Annotated in this window: 26 protein-coding genes; 15 read left to right on the forward strand and 11 right to left on the reverse strand. The window is 50.1% G+C overall.

The genetic code is table 11. The features are described from left to right. Positions 1–6: 6 nt before the first annotated feature. Genes ACLJXE_RS11800 through ACLJXE_RS11825 form a run of 6 tightly spaced genes read left to right on the forward strand, consistent with a single transcriptional unit; the run spans position 7 to position 4336 of the window. Positions 7–624, forward strand: a complete 618-nt coding sequence (locus ACLJXE_RS11800; protein ID WP_155021104.1) for a Gp138 family membrane-puncturing spike protein — start codon at positions 7–9, stop codon at positions 622–624. Then, positions 621–1001, forward strand: coding sequence for a hypothetical protein (locus ACLJXE_RS11805; protein WP_137364429.1), 381 nt, complete (start codon positions 621–623; stop codon positions 999–1001). Before ACLJXE_RS11800 ends, ACLJXE_RS11805 begins: the two co-directional genes overlap by 4 nt. Next, positions 985–2166, forward strand: coding sequence for a baseplate J/gp47 family protein (locus tag ACLJXE_RS11810; RefSeq protein WP_410750929.1), 1182 nt, complete (start codon positions 985–987; stop codon positions 2164–2166). Before ACLJXE_RS11805 ends, ACLJXE_RS11810 begins: the two co-directional genes overlap by 17 nt. Next, entirely contained in the window at positions 2163–2885 is a 723-nt protein-coding gene (locus ACLJXE_RS11815; RefSeq protein ID WP_410750930.1) for a DUF2612 domain-containing protein, read from the forward strand. Before ACLJXE_RS11810 ends, ACLJXE_RS11815 begins: the two co-directional genes overlap by 4 nt. Further along, complete coding sequence (locus ACLJXE_RS11820; RefSeq protein ID WP_410750931.1) at positions 2878–3927, forward strand: hypothetical protein; 1050 nt, start codon at positions 2878–2880, stop codon at positions 3925–3927. The genes ACLJXE_RS11815 and ACLJXE_RS11820 overlap by 8 nt, the downstream gene beginning before the upstream one ends. Before the next feature lie 4 nt (positions 3928–3931). Then, the gene (locus ACLJXE_RS11825) at positions 3932–4336 is read left to right on the forward strand and encodes a tail fiber assembly protein (RefSeq protein ID WP_208469302.1); all 405 of its coding nucleotides are present in this window, start codon (positions 3932–3934) and stop codon (positions 4334–4336) included. On the opposite strand, the gene ACLJXE_RS11830 is transcribed toward ACLJXE_RS11825, so the two are convergent. Together ACLJXE_RS11830 and ACLJXE_RS11835 are read right to left on the reverse strand one after the other, a co-directional pair. Further along, positions 4308–4709, reverse strand: coding sequence for a tail fiber assembly protein (locus tag ACLJXE_RS11830; RefSeq protein WP_410750932.1), 402 nt, complete (start codon positions 4707–4709; stop codon positions 4308–4310). The genes ACLJXE_RS11825 and ACLJXE_RS11830 overlap by 29 nt on opposite strands. Further along, entirely contained in the window at positions 4706–5029 is a 324-nt protein-coding gene (locus ACLJXE_RS11835) for a hypothetical protein (RefSeq protein ID WP_410750933.1), read from the reverse strand. The genes ACLJXE_RS11830 and ACLJXE_RS11835 overlap by 4 nt, the downstream gene beginning before the upstream one ends. 47 nt (positions 5030–5076) lie before the next feature. Between ACLJXE_RS11835 and ACLJXE_RS11840 the strand changes: the two genes are divergently transcribed. After that, the gene (locus ACLJXE_RS11840) at positions 5077–5634 is read left to right on the forward strand and encodes a recombinase family protein (protein ID WP_155021098.1); all 558 of its coding nucleotides are present in this window, start codon (positions 5077–5079) and stop codon (positions 5632–5634) included. A gap of 177 nt (positions 5635–5811) precedes the next feature. Here the strand turns inward: ACLJXE_RS11840 and sapB are convergent, their stop codons facing one another. Continuing rightward, entirely contained in the window at positions 5812–6777 is a 966-nt protein-coding gene (gene sapB, locus ACLJXE_RS11845; RefSeq protein ID WP_286628743.1) for a peptide ABC transporter permease SapB, read from the reverse strand. Further along, positions 6774–8417, reverse strand: a complete 1644-nt coding sequence (sapA, locus tag ACLJXE_RS11850) for an ABC transporter substrate-binding protein SapA (RefSeq protein ID WP_410750934.1) — start codon at positions 8415–8417, stop codon at positions 6774–6776. Before sapA ends, sapB begins: the two co-directional genes overlap by 4 nt. Positions 8418–8963: 546 nt before the next feature. Here sapA and ACLJXE_RS11855 point away from each other — a divergent pair. Beyond that, positions 8964–9416 (forward strand): SgcJ/EcaC family oxidoreductase, encoded by a 453-nt coding sequence (locus ACLJXE_RS11855; protein ID WP_410750935.1) that lies wholly within the window; start codon positions 8964–8966, stop codon positions 9414–9416. A gap of 65 nt (positions 9417–9481) precedes the next feature. Here ACLJXE_RS11855 and ACLJXE_RS11860 read toward each other — a convergent pair whose 3' ends face one another. The 7 genes from ACLJXE_RS11860 to pspF form a co-directional block, all read right to left on the reverse strand. Beyond that, complete coding sequence (locus tag ACLJXE_RS11860; protein WP_410750936.1) at positions 9482–10126, reverse strand: QnrB family quinolone resistance pentapeptide repeat protein; 645 nt, start codon at positions 10124–10126, stop codon at positions 9482–9484. A 75-nt stretch (positions 10127–10201) separates the two neighbouring features. Further along, positions 10202–10843, reverse strand: coding sequence for a transcriptional regulator (locus ACLJXE_RS11865; protein WP_410750937.1), 642 nt, complete (start codon positions 10841–10843; stop codon positions 10202–10204). Positions 10844–10969: 126 nt separating this feature from the next. Continuing rightward, positions 10970–11938: a threo-3-hydroxy-L-aspartate ammonia-lyase gene (locus tag ACLJXE_RS11870; protein ID WP_410750938.1), complete on the reverse strand. Its 969-nt coding sequence runs from the start codon at positions 11936–11938 to the stop codon at positions 10970–10972. A 26-nt stretch (positions 11939–11964) separates the two neighbouring features. Continuing rightward, positions 11965–12360 carry a RidA family protein gene (locus ACLJXE_RS11875; RefSeq protein ID WP_286628751.1) on the reverse strand — a complete coding sequence of 132 codons (396 nt, stop codon included), beginning with the start codon at positions 12358–12360 and terminating at the stop codon, positions 11965–11967. Positions 12361–12736: 376 nt separating this feature from the next. Continuing rightward, a complete protein-coding gene (locus tag ACLJXE_RS11880; protein ID WP_410750939.1) occupies positions 12737–13309 on the reverse strand; it encodes a TetR/AcrR family transcriptional regulator in 573 nt (190 codons plus the stop codon). Between the two features lie 85 nt (positions 13310–13394). Beyond that, positions 13395–14258 carry an arginase family protein gene (locus ACLJXE_RS11885; protein ID WP_410750940.1) on the reverse strand — a complete coding sequence of 288 codons (864 nt, stop codon included), beginning with the start codon at positions 14256–14258 and terminating at the stop codon, positions 13395–13397. Between the two features lie 222 nt (positions 14259–14480). Next, on the reverse strand, positions 14481–15470 hold the full coding sequence (pspF, locus tag ACLJXE_RS11890; protein ID WP_286628755.1) for a phage shock protein operon transcriptional activator: 990 nt from the start codon (positions 15468–15470) through the stop codon (positions 14481–14483). A 155-nt stretch (positions 15471–15625) separates the two neighbouring features. Here pspF and pspA point away from each other — a divergent pair, with 155 nt between their 5' ends. From pspA to ACLJXE_RS11925, 7 genes are all read left to right on the forward strand, one after another. Continuing rightward, positions 15626–16294: a phage shock protein PspA gene (gene pspA, locus ACLJXE_RS11895; protein ID WP_006684341.1), complete on the forward strand. Its 669-nt coding sequence runs from the start codon at positions 15626–15628 to the stop codon at positions 16292–16294. 54 nt (positions 16295–16348) lie between these two features. Beyond that, a complete protein-coding gene (gene pspB, locus ACLJXE_RS11900) occupies positions 16349–16573 on the forward strand; it encodes an envelope stress response membrane protein PspB (protein ID WP_048211519.1) in 225 nt (74 codons plus the stop codon). Next, the gene (pspC, locus tag ACLJXE_RS11905) at positions 16573–16932 is read left to right on the forward strand and encodes an envelope stress response membrane protein PspC (protein ID WP_137381742.1); all 360 of its coding nucleotides are present in this window, start codon (positions 16573–16575) and stop codon (positions 16930–16932) included. Before pspB ends, pspC begins: the two co-directional genes overlap by 1 nt. 8 nt (positions 16933–16940) lie before the next feature. Beyond that, complete coding sequence (pspD, locus tag ACLJXE_RS11910) at positions 16941–17162, forward strand: phage shock protein PspD (RefSeq protein WP_286628756.1); 222 nt, start codon at positions 16941–16943, stop codon at positions 17160–17162. Positions 17163–17238: 76 nt separating this feature from the next. Next, a complete protein-coding gene (gene pspE / locus ACLJXE_RS11915) occupies positions 17239–17556 on the forward strand; it encodes a thiosulfate sulfurtransferase PspE (protein ID WP_410750941.1) in 318 nt (105 codons plus the stop codon). 142 nt (positions 17557–17698) lie between these two features. Next, entirely contained in the window at positions 17699–19096 is a 1398-nt protein-coding gene (locus ACLJXE_RS11920) for a YcjX family protein (protein ID WP_286628758.1), read from the forward strand. After that, the gene (locus tag ACLJXE_RS11925; RefSeq protein WP_410750942.1) at positions 19093–20154 is read left to right on the forward strand and encodes a TIGR01620 family protein; all 1062 of its coding nucleotides are present in this window, start codon (positions 19093–19095) and stop codon (positions 20152–20154) included. Before ACLJXE_RS11920 ends, ACLJXE_RS11925 begins: the two co-directional genes overlap by 4 nt. The last annotated feature ends 143 nt before the right edge of the window (positions 20155–20297 follow it).

Genomic DNA, 20297 nt, shown 5'->3' on the forward strand with positions numbered 1-20297 from the left:
AAAAATATGGTTGAAGAACTTCACGACACAATCGGCCTGGGTGTTGAATTTGCTCTGGCCGATGTTCACACCATTGTTGTCGCAAAAATAACGTCTGTAAATGACAAAACAATCAGTTGCGCCCCCGTTATCAATCGGGTTGTGAAGGGGAGCAGCAGGCAGCTCCCAGAGTTCATCGAAGTACCCCCGGTAATTTTGCAAGGTGGTGATAGTTATATCGCTGAACCAATTGCGGCTGGTGACTATTGCCTCGTTCTAATCTCTGAGCGTTGCTATGACGCCTGGTATGCGGGTAGCGACTTTGTTTCACCACTTGAAATGCGCATGCACGATTATTCAGATGGCTTTGCTCTATGTGGGGTTAATCCACAGGCCACCGCTATCGCTATTCCTAAGAAGAACCGGATGATTAAGGGGGATACTGACCATGAAGGTGATTTAAACCTCACAGGGAATATTACCCAGAAAGAGGGCAAGACGACTCTGGAAGAATGCGATGTTCTGAATGTACTTCAATATTCCCAGGTAAAGACAGGCGGCAAATCAGGTGTGTCTGGTTCATTTCGAAGCGATGACGGGAAAACAATCACAGTTACCAACGGTATCGTCACGGAGATCTCATGATTGTTTCAGCACTGGATAAAAATCACGACTGGGGATTTGGGCGCGGGCGAGCGAATTATATTACTGGCGGTGTAGCTATCGCACAGAAAGTGAAATGCCGGATTCTCTCGTTCAAAAACGATAACCCTCTCAACATGGATGACAACATCGACTGGCTTTACCTGTTATCAGAAAAAAACACCGAGCAGGAAATTTTGCGGGAGATCGAGCGTGTGACACTGGCGACGGACGGAGTTATGCGCATCACAGAGCTGGCGATGGAGGTCAATAAAGCCACCCGGTTACAAAAAATCGAACTCAGCATTGAGACCGTCTATGACGAGCAGACGATCACCTTCCCAGTCAGCGGAGCGTTGAAAAATGGCACTACAGTTTAATGACAACGGTCTGGAGATAAATACATTCAGAGATTTGTTTCAGATGCTGAGTGATGGCTATAAAGGGATTTATGGGCAGGATATTGATTTAGACCAGGAGTCTCCAGACGGTCAACGTGTGGCAATCGAAGCTCAGGCTCGGGCAGATATTGAAGCCGCGCTGCAATGGCTTTATTCCCAAATGGACCCTGATTTTAATACGGGTGATATGCAGCAGATTATTGCCAAACTTCACGGTCTTTTCATGCGCCCGGGTTCACGTTCGCAACGTGACCTTAAAGTCACAACAGACAGGCCGTTACTTCTCTATAGCGGGTACAAGATACGGGACCAGGCCAATCAGGTCTGGGTTATCCGACAGGATGTGACCATTCCGGCGGGCGTCACAACTGCTACCTTTTTTGCTCAAAATTTTGGGAAGGTTACAGGACTGATCACCGATACCTTCACTCAACTCACACCAGAACCAGGGATTGTGAGCATTATCTCTGATTCAGAGGTTGTGGTGGGGCGTGATGAAGAGACGCCAGAAGAGTTCAGGCAGCGCCGGAATCGGTCTCTTGAGAATCCGGCAACAGGAAGCACTGGTGCTGTCTTCGCAAAAGTTGCCCAACTGACAGGCGTAATTGATCTGAATATTGGTGAGAACGACACGAAAATCGATGATCAAACTACGGGTATTCCGGCAAACTCTATATGGCTTGTCGTGGAAGGCGGTGCGATCTCAGAAATTGTGGAGGTCATGGTTAAACAGAAAGGTGGTGGCACGGGAACGAAAGGCAGTATAACCGGTCGCTACACCGAAACCCTGATTCGGCCTGACGGCACCTCATTTCCGATAGCCCATGAGCTTCAGCTTGATCGTCCCATCTACAAACCGCTTCATATCAGGCTTACTGCCCGCCGTAAGATTCAAAACGAACCGATAGATATCGATACCCTCAAAAAATCACTTATATCTCGCACCATGCACATCGGTGAGTCTGTGGATGCCAACGAATTTTATGAGAATGGCTACGGTGTCGGGCGGGTGAATTTTGTGCTGACCAACCTGCAAATTAGCAGCAATGGAGTCGATTACACCGATGCTGAGCTTTCGCCGGGTTTTCAGGGAAAGTTCACTTTGGGTGTGGAAAATATAGACGTTAATGAGGTACTCCAGTGAATGACGACATCATTAACCGCTACACACTAATGCTCATCAAGCAGTATTGGGAGAAGAAAAAAGCAAGGTCAGAGATACAGACCATGCTCAGGCACTGGCAAATCATCGCCGATTTTATTCGTAACCCAGATAACTTTGATCTCGACCGGGTTACCGGATACCGGCTTGATGTCATTGGCCGGATAGTCGGCCTTCCCCGTAGCGTCCCTGCTGTTATTGCCCGTGTATTTTTCGGGTTTGACGGGCATCTGAATACCGCAGGCTTCGACAGCAAATCTAATGCGGCGTATGCCGGAGCACCTTTCTACAGCAAGTTTTCTCCGGCATATGGCGACTATCAACTGGCTGACAATGAGTATCGCAGGTTCCTCCGGGTCAAAATTGCGCGAAACGCCGCAGGTACAACGATAGCGTCAGACGATCGAGTCAGCCTGCAGGATGTTATACAGACGGCATTCAACGGCGAAGCTTACGTGACCGACAGAAAAGACATGACACTTGCGCTGAACGTTTCGCCGCAGGTATCAGTTGAAGAGTTACGCTTGATTGTGAAGCTTGGCCTGCTGCCAAAACCTGCAGGCGTTCGATACGATTATTTTTATCAGGTGACTCCAGGTCTGACATTCGGTTTCTCGCGAAACCCTTCGGCCAGAGGCTTCGCCAGCAAATTCAATACCGCCTACCAGGGCGGTTTTTTTTCGAGGAAAATCCATGTCTAAGATTGCACGATACCAGGGAAATGTTCGGGCTTTTGCCTCTGATGCTCAGGGGCTGGAAAGAACTGTGTTTGGTGAAACAAATCAGGCAGATGATCTGACCTCGCAGATCACGGCATCTTTCCTGCGCGGATGGGGCATTGTTGGCGCTTCAGAGCACCCCTCGCTTGAGGACTTCAATGCGGCAATGTATGCAATGAGTCAGTTCATTGCGTATCAGCACCAGATGGGAATTCCAGAGTGGCATGCTGAGCAGGAATATCATCTCGGTTCAATCTGCACACATAACGGTGAATCTTATCAGTCCTTACAAAATGCCAATGTTGGTAGCCAGCCGCCATCCGCGAAATGGACTCCTGTCTTAACTTCAAAAAACGGTCTCGCAAACCTTGGTTTGCACGAAACCGGATTTGCCACCTTTACGACGAGTGGAAACTTCACTGTTCCTGCGGGCGTTACTGAACTGTGTATCTCCGCTGCTGCGGGTGGAGGTGGTGGCGGTTCTGGTGGTGGCGGTGATTCATCATTCTTTGGTGGCGGCGGTGGTTCTGGCGGGGCTGGCGAGTCCATTGTAAAAAGGAAATTCGCAGTTACACCGGGAACGGTTATCAACATCACCATTGGTTCAGGTGGGGTTGGTTCTATTGCCAGTACTGCAACCGGGTCTGCACCTACCGCTGGAGGTGATACGGTTATTGGAGACCTGATTAGGTTGCATGGTGGCCAGCCTGGAGTAAATGCCGGTAACGGACAGAATACTGCCCCAGGAGGCGGTTACGGGCAGGGTTTCCCGACCGGAAGCTATGGTGGTGATGGAAATTTAAGTGTCGGTTCGGGTAACGGAGCACCTGGAGCATCGTCGCCGTTCGGGGGCGGTGGTGGCGCTGGTCGTGCGGGAACGGATCAGGGAACTGACGGCACGGCGGGTTCCGGGTACGGCTCCGGTGGTGGATCAGGCGGTGGTAAATATGGTACTGCCCCCTTAACTGCTCGCGGTGGAAATGGCGGTAACGGTGCGCCTGGTATTGTGATGATTGAGTGGTGATGCGATGAGCAAAACATACGCAGTAATTGAAAATAACACCGTCGTGAACGTCGTCTTATGGGATGGTGAATCAGAATGGTCACCTGATAATGGCGTTGCAATACCGGCTGCTGATGGTGTAGGAATTGGCTGGTTATATGCTGATGGCACTTTCACTGCTCCTGATATTCCCGAGCCGGTAAAATCTCACGATGAATTAGTCGCAGAGGCTGAAGCGGAAAAACGCGCCCGTATTGATGCGGCGACCAGCCGAATTGTCGTCTGGCAAACCAAGCTGCTGATGGGGCGTAAGCTAACGGATACTGAATCCGCCAGCCTTAACGCCTGGATGGACTATATTGATGCGGTGACAGCAATAGATACCAGCACCGCACCGGATATCAACTGGCCTGTTCCCCCGGAGGCGTAGGCCAGACAGGTTTTGACGTATCAACCCGCATCAAATCCAGCCGGTAGTCCTGCCATGCAATCAAAGCGGCGGCTTCTTCTTCCGTCGCTTTGCCTCTTTCAACAGCGTACTGTCGCCACTCAATTTCTGTATCAGCGACCAATTTTAGCGACCGTCGTTTCTGCTCTGCACGTTCCTGCTGCTCATCTTTAGTTAATTCAGGGTACGGAACCAGAACAGGAAAACCATTATCATCGGGCTGAATCTGACCATTAATTTGGCTGTCTAAAATTCGCTGGCCTTCGTCGTCGCTGATATGCACAAAACTCCCCGGGATTTTGTCATCGGGAGTGTTGTCGCCATAAAATCCGTTATTCAATGCGCAATACTTCATACAACCCCCTTACCAATTGCGATATAAGAAAAGGTGGTAGCGATCCCCGAAGATTTAGAGTCAGCAGAAAGAATTCTGGCTCCTGCTGCCGTGCTATTTGATAAATCCCACCCGACAGCATTAACCCCTTCAGGACCTGAAGAAATATCTGACGGTGCAACCAGATATGGTATGCCAACAAAAGCGCGTGGAAACTGAACATTTCCTGTACCGTTGCTGCCCGTTGAACCCCGCCCCCATACAACCTGGAAATCTCCTAACTGGAAAAAACCAGATTCAGAAACGCTTTCTCGCAGACCAACGTTTTTAATAATGATCATTTATCGATCAGGTGGCATGATTCCGGCCTTTTGGGGGAAGGAAACTCATGCTTATTGGCTATGTACGCGTGTCAACAAATGACCAGAACACTGCACTCCAGCGAAATGCGCTCGAGAGTGCAGGATGTGAGCTGATTTTCGAAGACAAGATCAGCGGTAAGGTGTCCGACAGGCCAGGATTAAAAAAGGTGCTCCGGACGCTATCTGAAGGCGATACGCTGGTGGTATGGAAACTGGATCGGCTCGGTCGCAGCATGCGACATCTTGTTGTGTTAGTGGAGGAACTGCGGGAGAAAGGGGTTAACTTCAGGAGCCTGACGGATAGCATCGATACGAGTACGCCTATGGGGAGATTTTTCTTTCATGTAATGGGCGCGCTGGCTGAAATGGAAAGAGAGCTTATTGTAGAACGCACCCGGGCCGGTTTAGCAGCCGCACGTGCAGAAGGGAGGATAGGTGGAAGGAGGCCAAAGTTTAGTGATGATGAGTGGGCCCAGATGGGGAGATTGATAAAAGGTGGTATGGACAGAAAGCAGGTAGCGATCATATACGATGTTGGATTATCGACATTGTACAAAAAGTTTCCTGTAATCGTGGTGAATTGAAACCTGTGGGCCACTGATTGGGGAGAGAGGAAATATCCGGCAGTTAATGAATTGATGATAACTGCCGGAAAGAAAAAAATAATGTGTACATTTTTGTGTATTAAAATCAGTAAATTCACGAAAATAATATTTCTAATCTACTGATTTTTATGATTTTATTTGCGCTATTTATAAGTGCTATCGTAGGGCATACCATTCCTTATGTTTCAGAGGGTTAGCCATAGCACCCAAAATATCAGAGATGACGTTAACGATAATAACCAGCGAGCCAATCACCATCACCCCCGCCGAAATCGCGGCGTAGTCTTGCTGGCGAATGGCGTTAATCAACCAACGCCCCAGCCCTGGCCAGCTAAAGACCATCTCGGTGATCATCGCCAGCGTCAGCATGGTGGAAAACTGTAATCCCAGACGAGGAATGACCGGCGGAAGGGCGTTGTGCAATACGTGGCGACGCAGAATGGTGAAGCGTGACAAACCGCGCGTGGCTGCCGCTTTGACATAGTTCTGATCGAAAACCTCAATGGTACTGATCCGCATCAGGCGAATAACCTCCGTCGTGGGCGCGACGGAAAGCGTCAATACCGGAAGCACCATATGACGGATTGCGCTGACCACCATTTCGTCGCGCCAGGGGGAGTCAGAGATCCACGCATCAATAATGGCGAAACCGGTCACCGGTTTTACTTCGTAAAGCAAATCGAAACGTCCCGAAACGGGTAACCAGCCGAGAGTCAGTGAGAAGAGGAGTGTGAGCAGCAGCGCCAGCCAAAAAACGGGAATGGAAAATCCCATCAACGCCAATGCGCTGATGCAGCGATCCTGCCATTTATTGCGCGTGATGCCGGCCAGCATGCCGATGGGGATCCCGACCATCAGCGCAAACCCAAAGGCAAGAATACACAGCTCCATCGTGGCGGGGAAAACCTCTTTCAGCTGTTCTGAGATTAACTGACCGTTAATACTGGAAACGCCAAAATCCCAGTGAATCAGACCGTTGAACCAGAATATCCAGGCGTTCCACAGCGATGCACCTTGTAACGGCGCATGGGGGGTGAAGTAGCTCAGGCTGAATCCAATGAATGTCAGGAAGAACAGGGTGACCAGCAGCAATAAGAAGCGACGCAGGGTGAAGATAATCATGGTTTTTTCACCTCGTCAGTCTTTTCCCTGGAAACCCCGGCAAAGGAGGCATTCCCGAACGGACTTAGCACCAGACCTTTGATGTCATAACGGTAAGCCTGTAGACGCAATGATGAGGCCAACGGCAGGATCGGCAACTCTTGCGCCAGGATATTTTGTGCTTCGTCATAGGCGTCAATACGTGAGGAGAGCTGCTGCGAGGACAATGCTTTGCGCAGTATGTTGTCGAACTGCGGATTACACCAGTGCGCGAAGTTGGTCTGTGAGTTGATGGCGGCACAACTGAGCAGCGGTCGGAAAAAGCTGTCAGGATCGTTACTGTCCGTCGCCCAACCGGACAACGTCAGATCATGGTTCATATCCATTAATCGCGCCTCCTGAAAACGACCTTCAACCGGGATGATCTTCACTTTCACACCCACCTGCGCCATATCTGCCTGGATCAGTTCCGCTGTTTTCAGCGGACTCGGGTTCCAGGCCTGAGAGCTGGTCGGGACCCACAATTGCAACGTCAGGTTCTCCAGTCCCAGTGCTTTTAACTGTTCACGGGATTTAGCTGGGTTGTATTCAGTAATCTTAGCTTCGTTGTCATAAGCCCACGAGGCGCGGGGCAAAATAGATGCTGCAGTTTCTGCCGTACCGTAGTAGATAGACTGCATCAGACGCTGGTTGTTAATGGCCAGTGCCAGCGCATGCCGCACTGCGGGGTTATCCAGCGGCGGTTTATTGGTGTTGAATGCCAGATAGGCAATGTTCATTCCAGGACGCAGCGTCAGGCGCAGACGTGGGTCATCACGTAATATGGTGAGCTGACTGGCCGCAGGCCAGGCCAGAACGTCGCACTCCCCGGTCAGGAGCTTTGATAGCCGTCCGGTTCCGCCTGAACCGAGATCCACAACGACCTGTGGCATCAGGGGCGTGCCGCGCCAGAATTTTTCGTGACGTTGTAGACGAATATATTGTCCCGCGCGGTTTTCTGAAAGCAGGAACGGTCCTGTGCCGACGGGCTGTCTGTCGAGTAATTCCTGGCGATCTTGTTTGGCCAGTTGTGTGGCATATTCAGCTGACATTACAGAGGCATAATGTGTCGCCAGGTGCCACAGGAAGGAGGCATCTGGCTGAGTCAGACGAAATTCGACCGTGTTGTTATCCAGCTTGCGCACGCTTTGCACGTTGTCAGCGAATTGCAGGCTATCGAAGTAGGGAAAACTGCTGCCATTGACGTTGTGCCACGGATGGTGGCGGTCAAATATGCGCTCGAAGGTAAACACCACATCATCTGCATTTAGCTTACGGGTAGGCGCAAACCAGGCCGTCTTTTGAAACGAGACGTCGCGGCGCAAGTGGAAACGGTAGGTTGCACCGTTGTCCAGCACTTCCCAGCTCTCAGCCAGTTCTGGCACCAGTCGGTAGGTGTACGGGTCCACATCAAGCAGCCGGTCATAGAGTTGGGCAGCCAGGGTGTCGACAATCAGGCCGCTGCTCGCTTTCTGTGGGTTGAATGTATTGACTTGCCCGCTGACGCAATAGACAAAGCCGCTGTCACGAATATCAGCGTGCGTGGTCTGCTCAGGCGCGGCAACAGCCTGACCACTCAGAAGTCCAGCCATCACGATCAGAGTTGATAAAACCAGGCGCATAATTTTAAGGGGCTATGAATAAAGAAGCTATCTTACTAATATTTAATGACATTCGCCATTACCGTTTGAGTTTGGGCGCAACCATACAGTTCGTTGCAAATTCAACGTTGCGGCCTGGTCAATATTCATACCAGCGATCCACTTTGAATATAACTCATAAACTATCTTAGCATTTTCATGCCCCATCTGACCCGTAATAAACGAAGCGCGAGCCTCGTGAGGGTATAGCTAAGCCAAATTTATGCGCTGTAGTGCCGCAAGTGCCGAAACTTAAGGAAGAGATAGCGTTAGGGGATCTGGAAGAGGTACAGAAATCATATGAATGCTGAACTATAATCATTCAGGTAGTGGTTTATGTTAAATACAGAGCAATAAAGAAAAAATATCTAATTATTTCATCGTATTACTTACCCATCTTTTTTCTGGCGTCTTTATTTTCTACACCCGGCGTAGGTTAATGGTTTCTATTGGTTATTACAGGTGAGTTGACTATCCGGTTATCAATGACCTTCTCGCGGCCATCTAACCATTAATGGAATGATTACTATGAAGAAATTATTTGGTTTTGCAGTTTCACTGATCCTTTTATCGGGTCCCGTTTTTGCGACTCCGGCTCCAGAATGTGTGAAGGTGAGCAACGCGCAAATCGAAGCGCTATTCGACAAGTGGAATGAATCACTGAAAACGGGTAATGCGAAGACGGTATCCGAAAATTATCTTAGTGATGCAGTATTACTACCCACAGTATCGAATAAAGCCCGTTTAACAGATGCTGAACGTGAGGATTATTTTGAGCATTTCCTGGCGAAAAAACCTACCGGGAAAATTGACAGTCGAACCATTCGCCTTGGCTGTAATAAGGCGATTGATGCTGGTACTTATACCTTCACCTTCGCAGATAAATCGACTGTTTCGGCCCGTTATACGTTTACTTACGCATGGGATGGGAAGGCGTGGAAAATTTCCACCCACCACTCTTCAGCAATGCCTGAGGGGTAACAGAGCAGATACGCAGGGGCGGGGATCCTCCGCCTCTTGTGTACTGCGCGCTTGACTGGCCGGGGCTAACCGATAATGGCAATCCCAAGCCGTTCCAGGATCAAAGAGGCCTGGTAGCTGTCCAGCTTAACGCCTTGTAAATCGACACCCCGAACATCTAAATCACCCAGTTCAGAATTGGTCAGATCGCAATGCGTGAAGTTCGCGGCTCGCCAGTCGAACGATGTAAACTCACCACCAGAGAGATCGGAGCCGCTAAATGTTGCACCGAGGATCTGCGTGCCAATCCAGCGGTTTTCCCACAGCTCACACTTTTCTAACACAACTTTTGAAAAATTGGCGTAGCTCAGGTTGGTGTTGGTGATATATGCGCTGCAGAACCAGGTACGCGTGGTTATCATATTCATAAAACTTGCGCCGCGAAAATCCGCACCCTGAGCGCGGCATCCGCGGATTTCAACACCCAGTGCGCTGATATTTCTGAAGTCTGCCATTGATAAATCACAGTTTTTAAAGATGGCATCCTTCAGGATAGCCCGGCTGAAATGACACCCTTTTTGGCTCTCACGGTCGTAAAACTGACAACCGATAAATTCAGTGCCACTAAGGTCGGTGCCAGAAAAGTCGCAGTTAAAAAACGTGCTGTTTTCAATTTTCGCCCCGGTAAAGCGGTTCCTGTCGATTTTTTCGTCTATTAACGCTAGAGTCATAATGCTAACCCTGTTTTTATATACAGTATTTGCAGCATGGTAAACTGATTCCAGTCCTCGCGTCAAACGACCAACTTATTCGCCGATAGCGTTAGCCTGACGGGCGTACAGGTAGGCGGTTGCTCTGGACACCCCCAGATGCTGCGCCACCGTATCCATGGATTTTCGTACGTTCAGTAAACCTTCTTTTCGCAATTGTTGAATCAGTACCTTTCTGTCTTCTGTTTTCAGCGCCCGCGCCGTTGTTGCGCGTTTAGCCGCAAAGTCATCAATACGCTGGCGAATCACTTCATTACTGCCAGGATCGAGGTGTTCGCTGACCGGTGAGCACTCGGTTTCAGTAAACCGTGCAAGCGCACTCTGCATCCCGCGAAATAGCGTCATATCAACATTCAGGCAGAGCGCCGCGACGTATATGCCTTGTTCGTCCTTGATGCCAATAGAGGTACTTTTTACCGGACGGCCATCAGCAAACTGATTGCTGTAGTTGGCAACGATGTTGGGAAAATCAGGTGATGCGATCCGCGCCAGTCCAAGCTCCGTTGCGGGCTGACCAGGTTTGCGACCGGACAGATTATTGTGTATGGATAAGATCGCATGCTCAGGGTTCTTGAGGTCATGAACCACAACCTCGCAAAACGGAGAGAATGTGTCGCTCAGTCCTTTGGCGATGATATCGATTTGATTGAGTAGCGAGTTATCGTTGGTTTTTGGCATGCCAGTCTCCTGCAGTGATGCCTGTTGCCATTTTGGCGGCCAGTTTACAGCGTCCCGGGACCTCTTTTCCAGACTGGAACAGGCGCATAGGGATAAGGCATCCGCACCGCAGATACCTTAATGAGATTACCTGGCAAGGAATTCACTGTAGCGGCTGATATCAACATTGCCACCACTGATGATAATGCCAATTTTCTTTCCTCGAAGGTCCGCTTTTCGCGCTCTTGCGGCGGCAAAACCAAGGCAGCCCGTCGGCTCCACGACCATTTTCATTCGTTCCGCGATAAATTTCATCGCGGCAATTAATTCATCATCTGAAACCGTCAGAATATCGTTAACATGTTTCTGGATCAGTGGAAAGGTATGCTGTCCAAGATGTTGGGTCTGCGCGCCATCTGCAGTGGTTTTCGGCGTATCGATGTGCACAATTTTGCCACTGCGAAACGACTGTTGACCGTCGTTGCCTGCCTCAGGCTCTACACCATAGATAAGACAATCAGGGGACAAGTGTCGCGCAGCCAGTGCGGAACCAGACAGAAGACCGCCACCACCCAGACAAACAAAAAGGGCATCCAGAGCACCAACTTCTTCAATCAGTTCTTTCGTGGCGGTACCCTGGCCTGCAATAACGTGCGGGTGATCGTAAGGTGGGATCAGCGTCAGTCCCTGTTTTTCTGCCAGATCCCGGCCAATTTTTTCACGATCTTCAGTGTAACGGTCGTACATCACAACATGTCCGCCATACCCTTTCGTGGCCGCAACTTTAGCGGCTGGCGCGTCGTGCGGCATGATAATTGTCGCTGGAATACCCAGCAATTTTGCGGACAGAGCAATTGCCTGAGCATGGTTTCCGGATGAAAAAGCCACGACGCCGGCCATGCTCTGTTCTGACGTAAACTGACGCAAGGCATTCATCGCGCCACGGAACTTAAATGCCCCCATCCGCTGGAAGTTTTCGCATTTAAAGAAAACCTCAGCGCCAAATTCTTCATTCACCGTTCGTGATGTCATAACCGGTGTCTTGTTAGCATAACCTGCGATGCGCTCAGCGGCTGCGGCAACATCGTGGTAATCAGGTAGTGTCATTTCAGTCATTGTTGTTCACCTGTAGCAGTTAAAAGTCACACTTGTTGTGCTAACGCAATGGCTTCAATTTCTACAGCAAAGCCGTAATGAAGCTCGGAAACACCAGCAACAGCACGGGCTGGACGTGAATCACCGATCCATTCGCCGTAGAGCCGGTTAAATGTCGGCCACTGGTTAATGTCCGTGACATAAACGCGTACCGATACCAGTTGCTGGCGAGAAACGCCGGCCCCCGCCAGACAAGCATCAACATTCTGTAGAGCCAGTCTGGTCTGTTCTTCAAAAGAAGCATCCGCTTTTCTTTCACCATTAGTCGTGACAGGTAACTGTCCGGAAATGAAAACGAATCCTCCGGCAGTCACACTGTGTGAGTAATGGCCCGCTGGCGGGAAGCTATCCGTCGTTGTGTTCAGGGTAATATTTGTGGGCATGTTTCAATCTCCAGCTTAAATAATGATGATTCATTTGGTATAAAATAATACTATTTGTATTATCTTATACACCTTCGTCATCCATGCATCCAGTCTCTTTTTGCAGCGACTGCTGCCCCTGTGAGCGGCGTAAAGCGCTCGGCATATCAGCTGAGATATTTGTATAGCATCAGGGTGTATGGCTGTAATGCCGGATAGAAATGATGAGATCGCAGAAATGATTTTTTGTTTTTTCTCGTGGTTGGGATCTCAGGTGCAATCCACCATTAATTGTACAAATTGATACGTTGTGTATTGATTGTGTTGATGTCCGCAATACCCACTTCTGGCGCGAAGTGGGTAGGGGAAAGATCAGAAAACAGGTGAGAGAAGTGTTTTATTTGAGCAGTTTTGACATTAAATCAGGGAACGCTGGCACATCTGTGGCCAATGAGAACGCAGGGTTAATAGCCTTACGGGCAATCAGCCCGTCAATAAATGCAAACAGAATGATGGTTATCGCTTCCGGGTTAATATCCCGACGAAACTCTCCTGCGGCGATACCTTGCGCAATTATTCCCGCAATGCTTTGTCGCATTATGTTATCGCTGGCGATAAACGCTTCCCTGAGCGCCGGGTTGCGTGCCGATTCGGCCATGATTTCTACCCAAAGGTGGTGCGTGACAGGGTAACCGACATTGCTTATACAAGAAACGACCTGCCTGCAAAGACGATCAAAAAACGATCCGCTACAGGGCTCATTATGGGCAGCCAGGGCAGTGTTTTGCTCTTCCAGAACGATTGCCCGTATAAGCTCATCCTTACTTTTGAAGTAAGTGTACATAGCTCCCTGGCTGATACCTGCACGCGTGGAAATTTCGCGCACGCTGGTAGCATTGAATCCTTTCTCAGCAAAACAGGCTGCAGCAGCGGTAATAAGCTTATGGTAGGTTTCAGTATTCTTTAGCATATCGACCTTTATTTTTGAATCTATGGCGAAACTTTACCGCGCTTTAAGGCCTGGAACCAGCGATGAGATTGATAGATATCTTGCGTTACTTCATGAGAGGTAATGCACTGAGCATATTCTTGAGATTTACCATATCCCATGGCAGATGTTCAGCAATGGTCAGCCCGACGGCCTCTGCGTTTGCGGTGGCAAGATTAACCAGTTTAAGCACCTCTTCAATAGTCAGTTTACCCTCAGCCACATCGCCAAAATCATGTTCCCCTCTGCCTGGTTGGGCGAACAAAACAGAACGGAAAAGTGACGGGTCCAGAACATCCAGATCAATATGAATCGCCAGATATTCAATGTGCTCGCGGACAATCCACGCCATAACCTCGTTTGCACCGTTTTTAACATCATCAGGGCCAGTCGTCGCAATACTGTGATGGGTCAGATAGTCGCTTTCGTATATCAGTAGATTGTGAATACCGGCAATCATAATTTTTGACGGAGAAACCTTGTGCGTGACGTGGGCTACTAAATCTTTATCGCCCGTGCCGATCAGCGCGCCAAGTACATGGGCATGCGCATTTGGATACTGTTCAGCCGTCTGCACGTCGGGGTGAGAGTCGATCCAAAGCACCCCCAGCGTATCACCGTACTTATGCAGCAGATGCGCGAAGGGCACCAAAGAAACCAGGCAGTCACCACCTAATACGACAATTGCGTCGGGATCGTGTTTTTCAATAAGCGTCGCTGCATCGTTTAACTGTTTAAGAATCTGTGGTTTACCAGTAATGCCATCGATTACAGCCAGCGGCTCACTTTCTGGCAAAGCAACGGGAACATCCTCGACGGGGCCATTCGCTTCAGGCGAGAGAAAAGACAACAGAAGTGATCCGAGATGATAGGGGGGATTGTTGCCTCCCTGCCATTGGGGGAAGGAAAGTCGAAGCGTTTTTTTGGCCATAATTTACCTGCTGTCAGTTTCTAAGGAGGATCGTCAAGGCGTATCCGTTTTGGTCGCCTTGTGATGACTAAATGAATGAACGTTCATTCATTATGGGATCGGTACGAAACTTATGCAAGAATGCGGCGCAATATTCTCTATCCCTGCCTGATTTTGACGTCTGTCAAATTTACCACCAGACATTTGTTACCGTAGAATAGGATTTTGTATAACCATGAATCGCTAAATCTGGTGTTTTTTAAGCAACGCGCGGAGCTGATGGTACGTCAGCCCAAGCAGTTCGGCGGCCTTTTTCTGGTTGAATTTTGCCTGCTGTAAGCTGGTTTGCAGAAACGTCTTTTCTTGCTGTTGCTGGAATGCGCGGAGATCCAGCGGTAACGTTGCCATTGTAGAGTGGGTTTCCTGCTGCTGAACGTCTGTGGTGTGGCGCTTAAACGGATCTATCACTACCTCGTCCAGTGGATATTCGCTGGTACCATGTCGGTATACCGAGCGTTCAACAACGTTTTTCAATTCACGGATATTGCCCGGCCAACGATAGTGGAGAAGTGTTTCTCTGGCTTGTGCGCTAAAACCGGGAAACAGCGGCAATCCAATCTCGCGGCACATTTGAATCGCAAAATGTTCGGCCATCAACATGATGTCGCTTTTACGTTCCCGTAAAGGTGGAAGTTGCACGACATCAAAGGCCAGTCTATCCAACAGGTCTGCGCGGAAAGTACCTTCACTGACCATTCCCGGTAAGTCGGCATTGGTGGCACAGACCAGTCGCACGTTAACCTGCAGCGGCTGGCTACCGCCTACGCGCTCGAGTTCTCCATACTCAATAACGCGCAGTAATTTCTCTTGTACCAGCATCGGTGCGGTTGCCAGTTCATCAAGAAAAAGCGTCCCGCCGTCGGCGCGTTCGAAGCGACCAGGATGGCGTTTTTGCGCCCCGGTAAAAGCGCCAGCTTCGTGGCCGAAGAGTTCGGAATCGAGTAAATTTTCGTTGAGCGCCGCACAATTAAGAGAAATAAACGGTCCTTGCCAACGTGTGGAAAGGTAGTGCAGACGGTTGGCGATTAACTCTTTTCCTGTTCCACGCTCACCGATAACCAGCACAGGTTTTTCCAGGGGGGCCAGATGGGAGACTTGTTCCAGCACTTCAATGAAGCTGTTTGCTTCGCCCAGAAGATTATCTTTGTATCCTGCCATGATGAAATTCACCATTTGTTAGTGTTATTCACCAATCTACCCTAATTATCTCGTCAGGTAAAATTAGATATTATCATTAAAATCAATAATATAAAAAATTGGCACGACAAGTGCATTATGGAAGCAGCAGGGCATTGCCCGATATCAGAACAGTAAGTGAGGATTACATTATGGGTATTTTTTCTCGTTTTGCCGACATCGTGAACGCCAATATTAATGCGTTGCTGGAAAAGGCCGAAGATCCGCAGAAACTGGTGCGGTTGATGATTCAGGAAATGGAAGACACGCTGGTTGAGGTTCGATCTAACTCAGCGCGTGCACTGGCAGAAAAGAAACAGCTGTCCCGCCGGATTGAACAGGCCAGTGCGCAGCAGGCGGAGTGGCAGGAAAAAGCGGAGCTGGCGCTGCGTAAAGAGAAAGAAGATCTGGCGCGTTCTGCCTTAATTGAAAAGCAGAAACTGACTGATTTAATTGTTTCTCTGGAGCATGAAGTGACGCTGGTTGACGATACGCTGGCGCGTATGAAAAAAGAGATTGGTGAGCTGGAAAACAAACTCAGCGAAACCCGAGCTCGTCAGCAGGCATTGATGTTGCGTCATCAGGCGGCGAGTTCTTCCCGCGATGTCCGTCGTCAGTTGGACAGCGGCAAACTGGATGAAGCAATGGCCCGCTTTGAATCTTTTGAGCGCCGTATTGATCAGATGGAAGCGGAAGCCGAAAGCCATAACTTTGGTAAGCAAAAATCTCTGGATCAGCAATTTGCTGACCTGAAAGCAGATGATGAAATCAGCGAGCAGCTGGCGCAGCTTAAAGCCAAAATGCAGCAAGACAAGCAATAATAACAACTGGCGGCGCCCGAACGCGCCGCCGCTCATCACCTGTAAGGAGTACTCATGAGCGCGCTATTTCTGGCCATTCCGTTAACTATCTTTGTGCTGTTTGTTTTGCCGATCTGGCTGTGGCTGCATTACAGCAACCGTTCCAGCCGTGGTGAGCTGTCGCAAAGCGATCAGCAACGTCTGGTGGAACTCAACAATGATGCACAGCGCATGCGTGAACGTATTCAGGCGCTGGAAGATATCCTTGATGCCGAACATCCAAACTGGAGGGACCGCTAATGGGGGGCGTTAACCTGAACAAAAAACTGTGGCGTATCCCACAGCAGGGCATGGTAAAAGGGGTCTGTGCCGGTATTGCGCACTATCTCGATGTCCCCGTGAAGCTGGTAAGGATCCTGGTGGTACTGTCAGTCTTTTTTGGTCTGGCCTTTTTCACTGTAGTTGCCTACATCGTGTTGACGTTTGTGCTGGATCCAATGCCGGACAACGTCGCATCCGGCGAGCAACAGCCATCGAGCGGGGAACTGTTAGATTCCGTCGATCGTGAACTGGCCGCGAGCGAAAAGCGTTTGCGTGAAATGGAACGTTATGTGACATCGGATACCTTCACATTACGCAGTCGTTTCCGTCAATTGTGAGGATTGAAATGAATAATCGCTGGCAACGTGCCGGGCAAAGGGTTAAGCCGGGCTTTAAAATAGCAGGCAAGCTGGTGCTTCTGACTGCGCTTCGCTACGGCCCCGCGGGCGTTGCGGGGTGGGCGGTGAAATCCGTAGCTCGCCGTCCGTTAAAGATGTTGCTGGTGTTGGTTCTGGAGCCATTATTAAACAAAGTTGCCAGGAAAATTTCCCAACGCTATGGCCAGTGATAGCATGCTCGCAATATTTCCTTAAGATCAAGTATATAGTGTTAGGTGACTTTCCATCATTTAACGGAACGATACTATGTTGAAAAAAGGAGTATTCGCGCTGGCGCTGGTCATCGGCATGCCGGTATTTGCGGCCGAGCACTGGATTGATGTTCGTGTTCCTGAGCAATATCAGCAGGAACATGTTCTGGGGGCCATCAACATCCCTTTAAAGGATTTGCAGGCACGAATTGCAGCAGAAGTCCCTGATAAGACCGACACTGTGAAGTTGTATTGCAACTCAGGTCGCCAATCCGGGATGGCAACAGATATGCTGACCAGGATGGGCTATACACAGGTAACCAACGAAGGCGGTATCAGCGGGATTAATCTTCCTAAAGTAGAGAATAAATAATCTGCATACTTTCTTTTGGCTAAAGGCGACATGAATGATGTCGCCTGATTTCTTTCAGGCAGTTGATAACCCAGTATTAAACCTTATCTTTACTTCCTGTTTGTTATAATTTCTTCGGTTCCTTCAGCATAACGGGATGGCGATGAAGCGACTTAAAAATGAACTCAATTCGCTGGTTAATCGCGGCGTAGATCGGCATCTGCGCCTGGCTGTCACCGGACTTAGCCGCAGCGGTAAAACAGCGTTTATTACCGCAATGGTAAACCAGTTACTCAATATTCATGCCGGTGCTCGTCTGCCGTTGCTCAGTTGTGTGCGTGAAGAGCGCCTGCTTGGCGTAAAGCGGGTTCCTCAGCGCGATTTTGGTATTCCGCGCTTTACCTATGACGAGGGGCTGGCCCAGCTTTATGGCTCTCCACCAACCTGGCCGACGCCGACGCGCGGCGTCAGTGAAATTCGCCTGGCGTTGCGCTACAAATCCAACGATTCTTTGCTGCGTCATTTTAAAGATACGTCCACGTTGTACCTGGAAATCGTCGATTATCCGGGGGAATGGCTGCTTGATTTACCGATGCTGGCCCAGGATTACCTTGGCTGGTCCCGGCAAATGACCGGGTTATTGCAGGGACAGCGGGCAGAATGGTCGGCAACATGGCGGCAGTTAAGTCAGGGATTAGATCCGTTAGCGCCTGCCGATGAGAATCGTCTGGCGGAGATTGCTGCTGCGTGGACGGACTATCTGCATCAGTGCAAACAACAGGGATTGCATTTTATTCAGCCCGGGCGCTTTGTGCTGCCGGGGGACATGGCTGGCGCACCTGCGCTGCAGTTTTTCCCGTGGCCGGATGTTGATGCTTTTGGTGAGTCAAAACTGGCACAGGCGGATAAACACACCAACGCAGGCATGTTGCGCGACAGGTTTAATTACTACTGCGAAAAGGTCGTGAAAGGGTTCTACAAGAATCACTTTCTGCGCTTTGACCGCCAAATTGTGTTGGTTGATTGCCTGCAACCGCTTAACAGCGGACCACAGGCGTTTAACGATATGCGTCTGGCACTGACACAACTGATGCAAAGCTTTCATTATGGTCAGCGCACGTTGTTCCGGCGGTTGTTCTCGCCGGTAATCGATAAGTTGCTGTTCGCTGCCACTAAGGCCGACCACGTCACGGTCGATCAGCATGCCAATATGGTGTCGTTGTTGCAGCAATTGATTCAGGACGCCTGGCAAAATGCCGCGTTTGAAGGCATCAGTATGGACTGTCTGGGACTGGCATCGGTGCAGGCAACCACCAGCGGGCTGATTGATGTGAAGGGCGAGAAGATCCCCGCGCTGCGCGGCAATCGTCTGAGCGACGGCGAGCCGTTGACCGTCTATCCGGGAGAAGTCCCTGCGCGTTTACCGGGCCAGGCTTTTTGGGATCGCCAGGGTTTTCAGTTTGAAGCCTTTCGCCCGCAGGTCATGGATGTGGATAAACCCTTACCGCATATTCGCCTGGATGCCGCGTTGGAGTTTTTAATAGGAGATAAATTGCGATGAGCGAGCCGTTAAAACCGCGTATCGATTTCTCAGGTCCTCTGGAAGTGGAACAAAACACGGCATTTAAAGCACAGCAAATGTTCAACGATACGGAAGCGCAGACTTTCTCTCCGGCGACAGTGGATGAACAGCTGGAAGACGAAGGTCAGGCTGAAGCCGTGATTGATGCCGCATTACGTCCTAAGCGCAGCCTGTGGCGCAAAATGGTGATGGGTGGGCTGGCACTGTTTGGCATCAGTGTGGTTGCTCAGGGCGTGCAGTGGACGATGAACGCCTGGCAGACTCAGGACTGGGTTGCGCTGGGGGGCTGTGCTGCGGGCGCGCTGATTATTGGCGCAGGCGTGGGGTCGGTGGCAACCGAGTGGCGTCGGCTGTGGCGTTTACGTCAACGCGCCCACGAGCGTGATGAAGCGCGTGAACTGTTGCACAGTCACGGAACCGGAAAAGGTCGCGCATTTTGTGAAAAGTTGGCGCAACAGGCGGGTATCGATCAGTCTCATCCTGCGCTACAGCGCTGGTATGCCTCTATCCATGAAACGCAAAATGATCGGGAAGTTCTGAGCCTGTATGCCCATCTGGTGCAGCCGGTGCTGGATGCGCAAGCACGACGTGAGATCAGTCGTTCTGCGGCGGAATCCACGCTGATGATTGCCGTCAGCCCGTTAGCGTTGGTGGATATGGCGTTTATTGCCTGGCGAAATCTGCGTTTGATTAACCGCATTGCAACGCTGTATGGCATCGAACTGGGGTATTACAGCCGTTTGCGTCTGTTCCGTCTGGTGCTGTTGAATATCGCCTTTGCCGGGGCCAGCGAGCTGGTGCGTGAAGTAGGGATGGACTGGATGTCGCAGGATTTAGCAGCCCGGTTATCCACGCGTGCCGCGCAGGGGATTGGCGCGGGCTTGTTAACAGCGCGTCTGGGGATTAAAGCGATGGAGCTGTGCCGTCCATTACCGTGGATTGATGATGATAAACCGCGACTGGGGGATTTCCGCCGTCAGTTGATTGGTCAGGTGAAAGAGACCTTACAAAAGAACAAATCCCCGCGTGAAAGTTGAGTAAATACGGGCACCGATCGTATAACTTTACGCCCCGGTGCCCAATTTTCCAGCGTGCTGTCAATATTTGTTGACAGAGTTCTTCCTGCTAACCCAATACTGGCTTATCATCTAACACATGATCCCTTGTCCAGGTGAAGGTT

Source organism: Citrobacter sp. U14242, from assembly GCF_046555775.1.
Taxonomy (GTDB): Bacteria; Pseudomonadota; Gammaproteobacteria; order Enterobacterales; family Enterobacteriaceae; genus Citrobacter.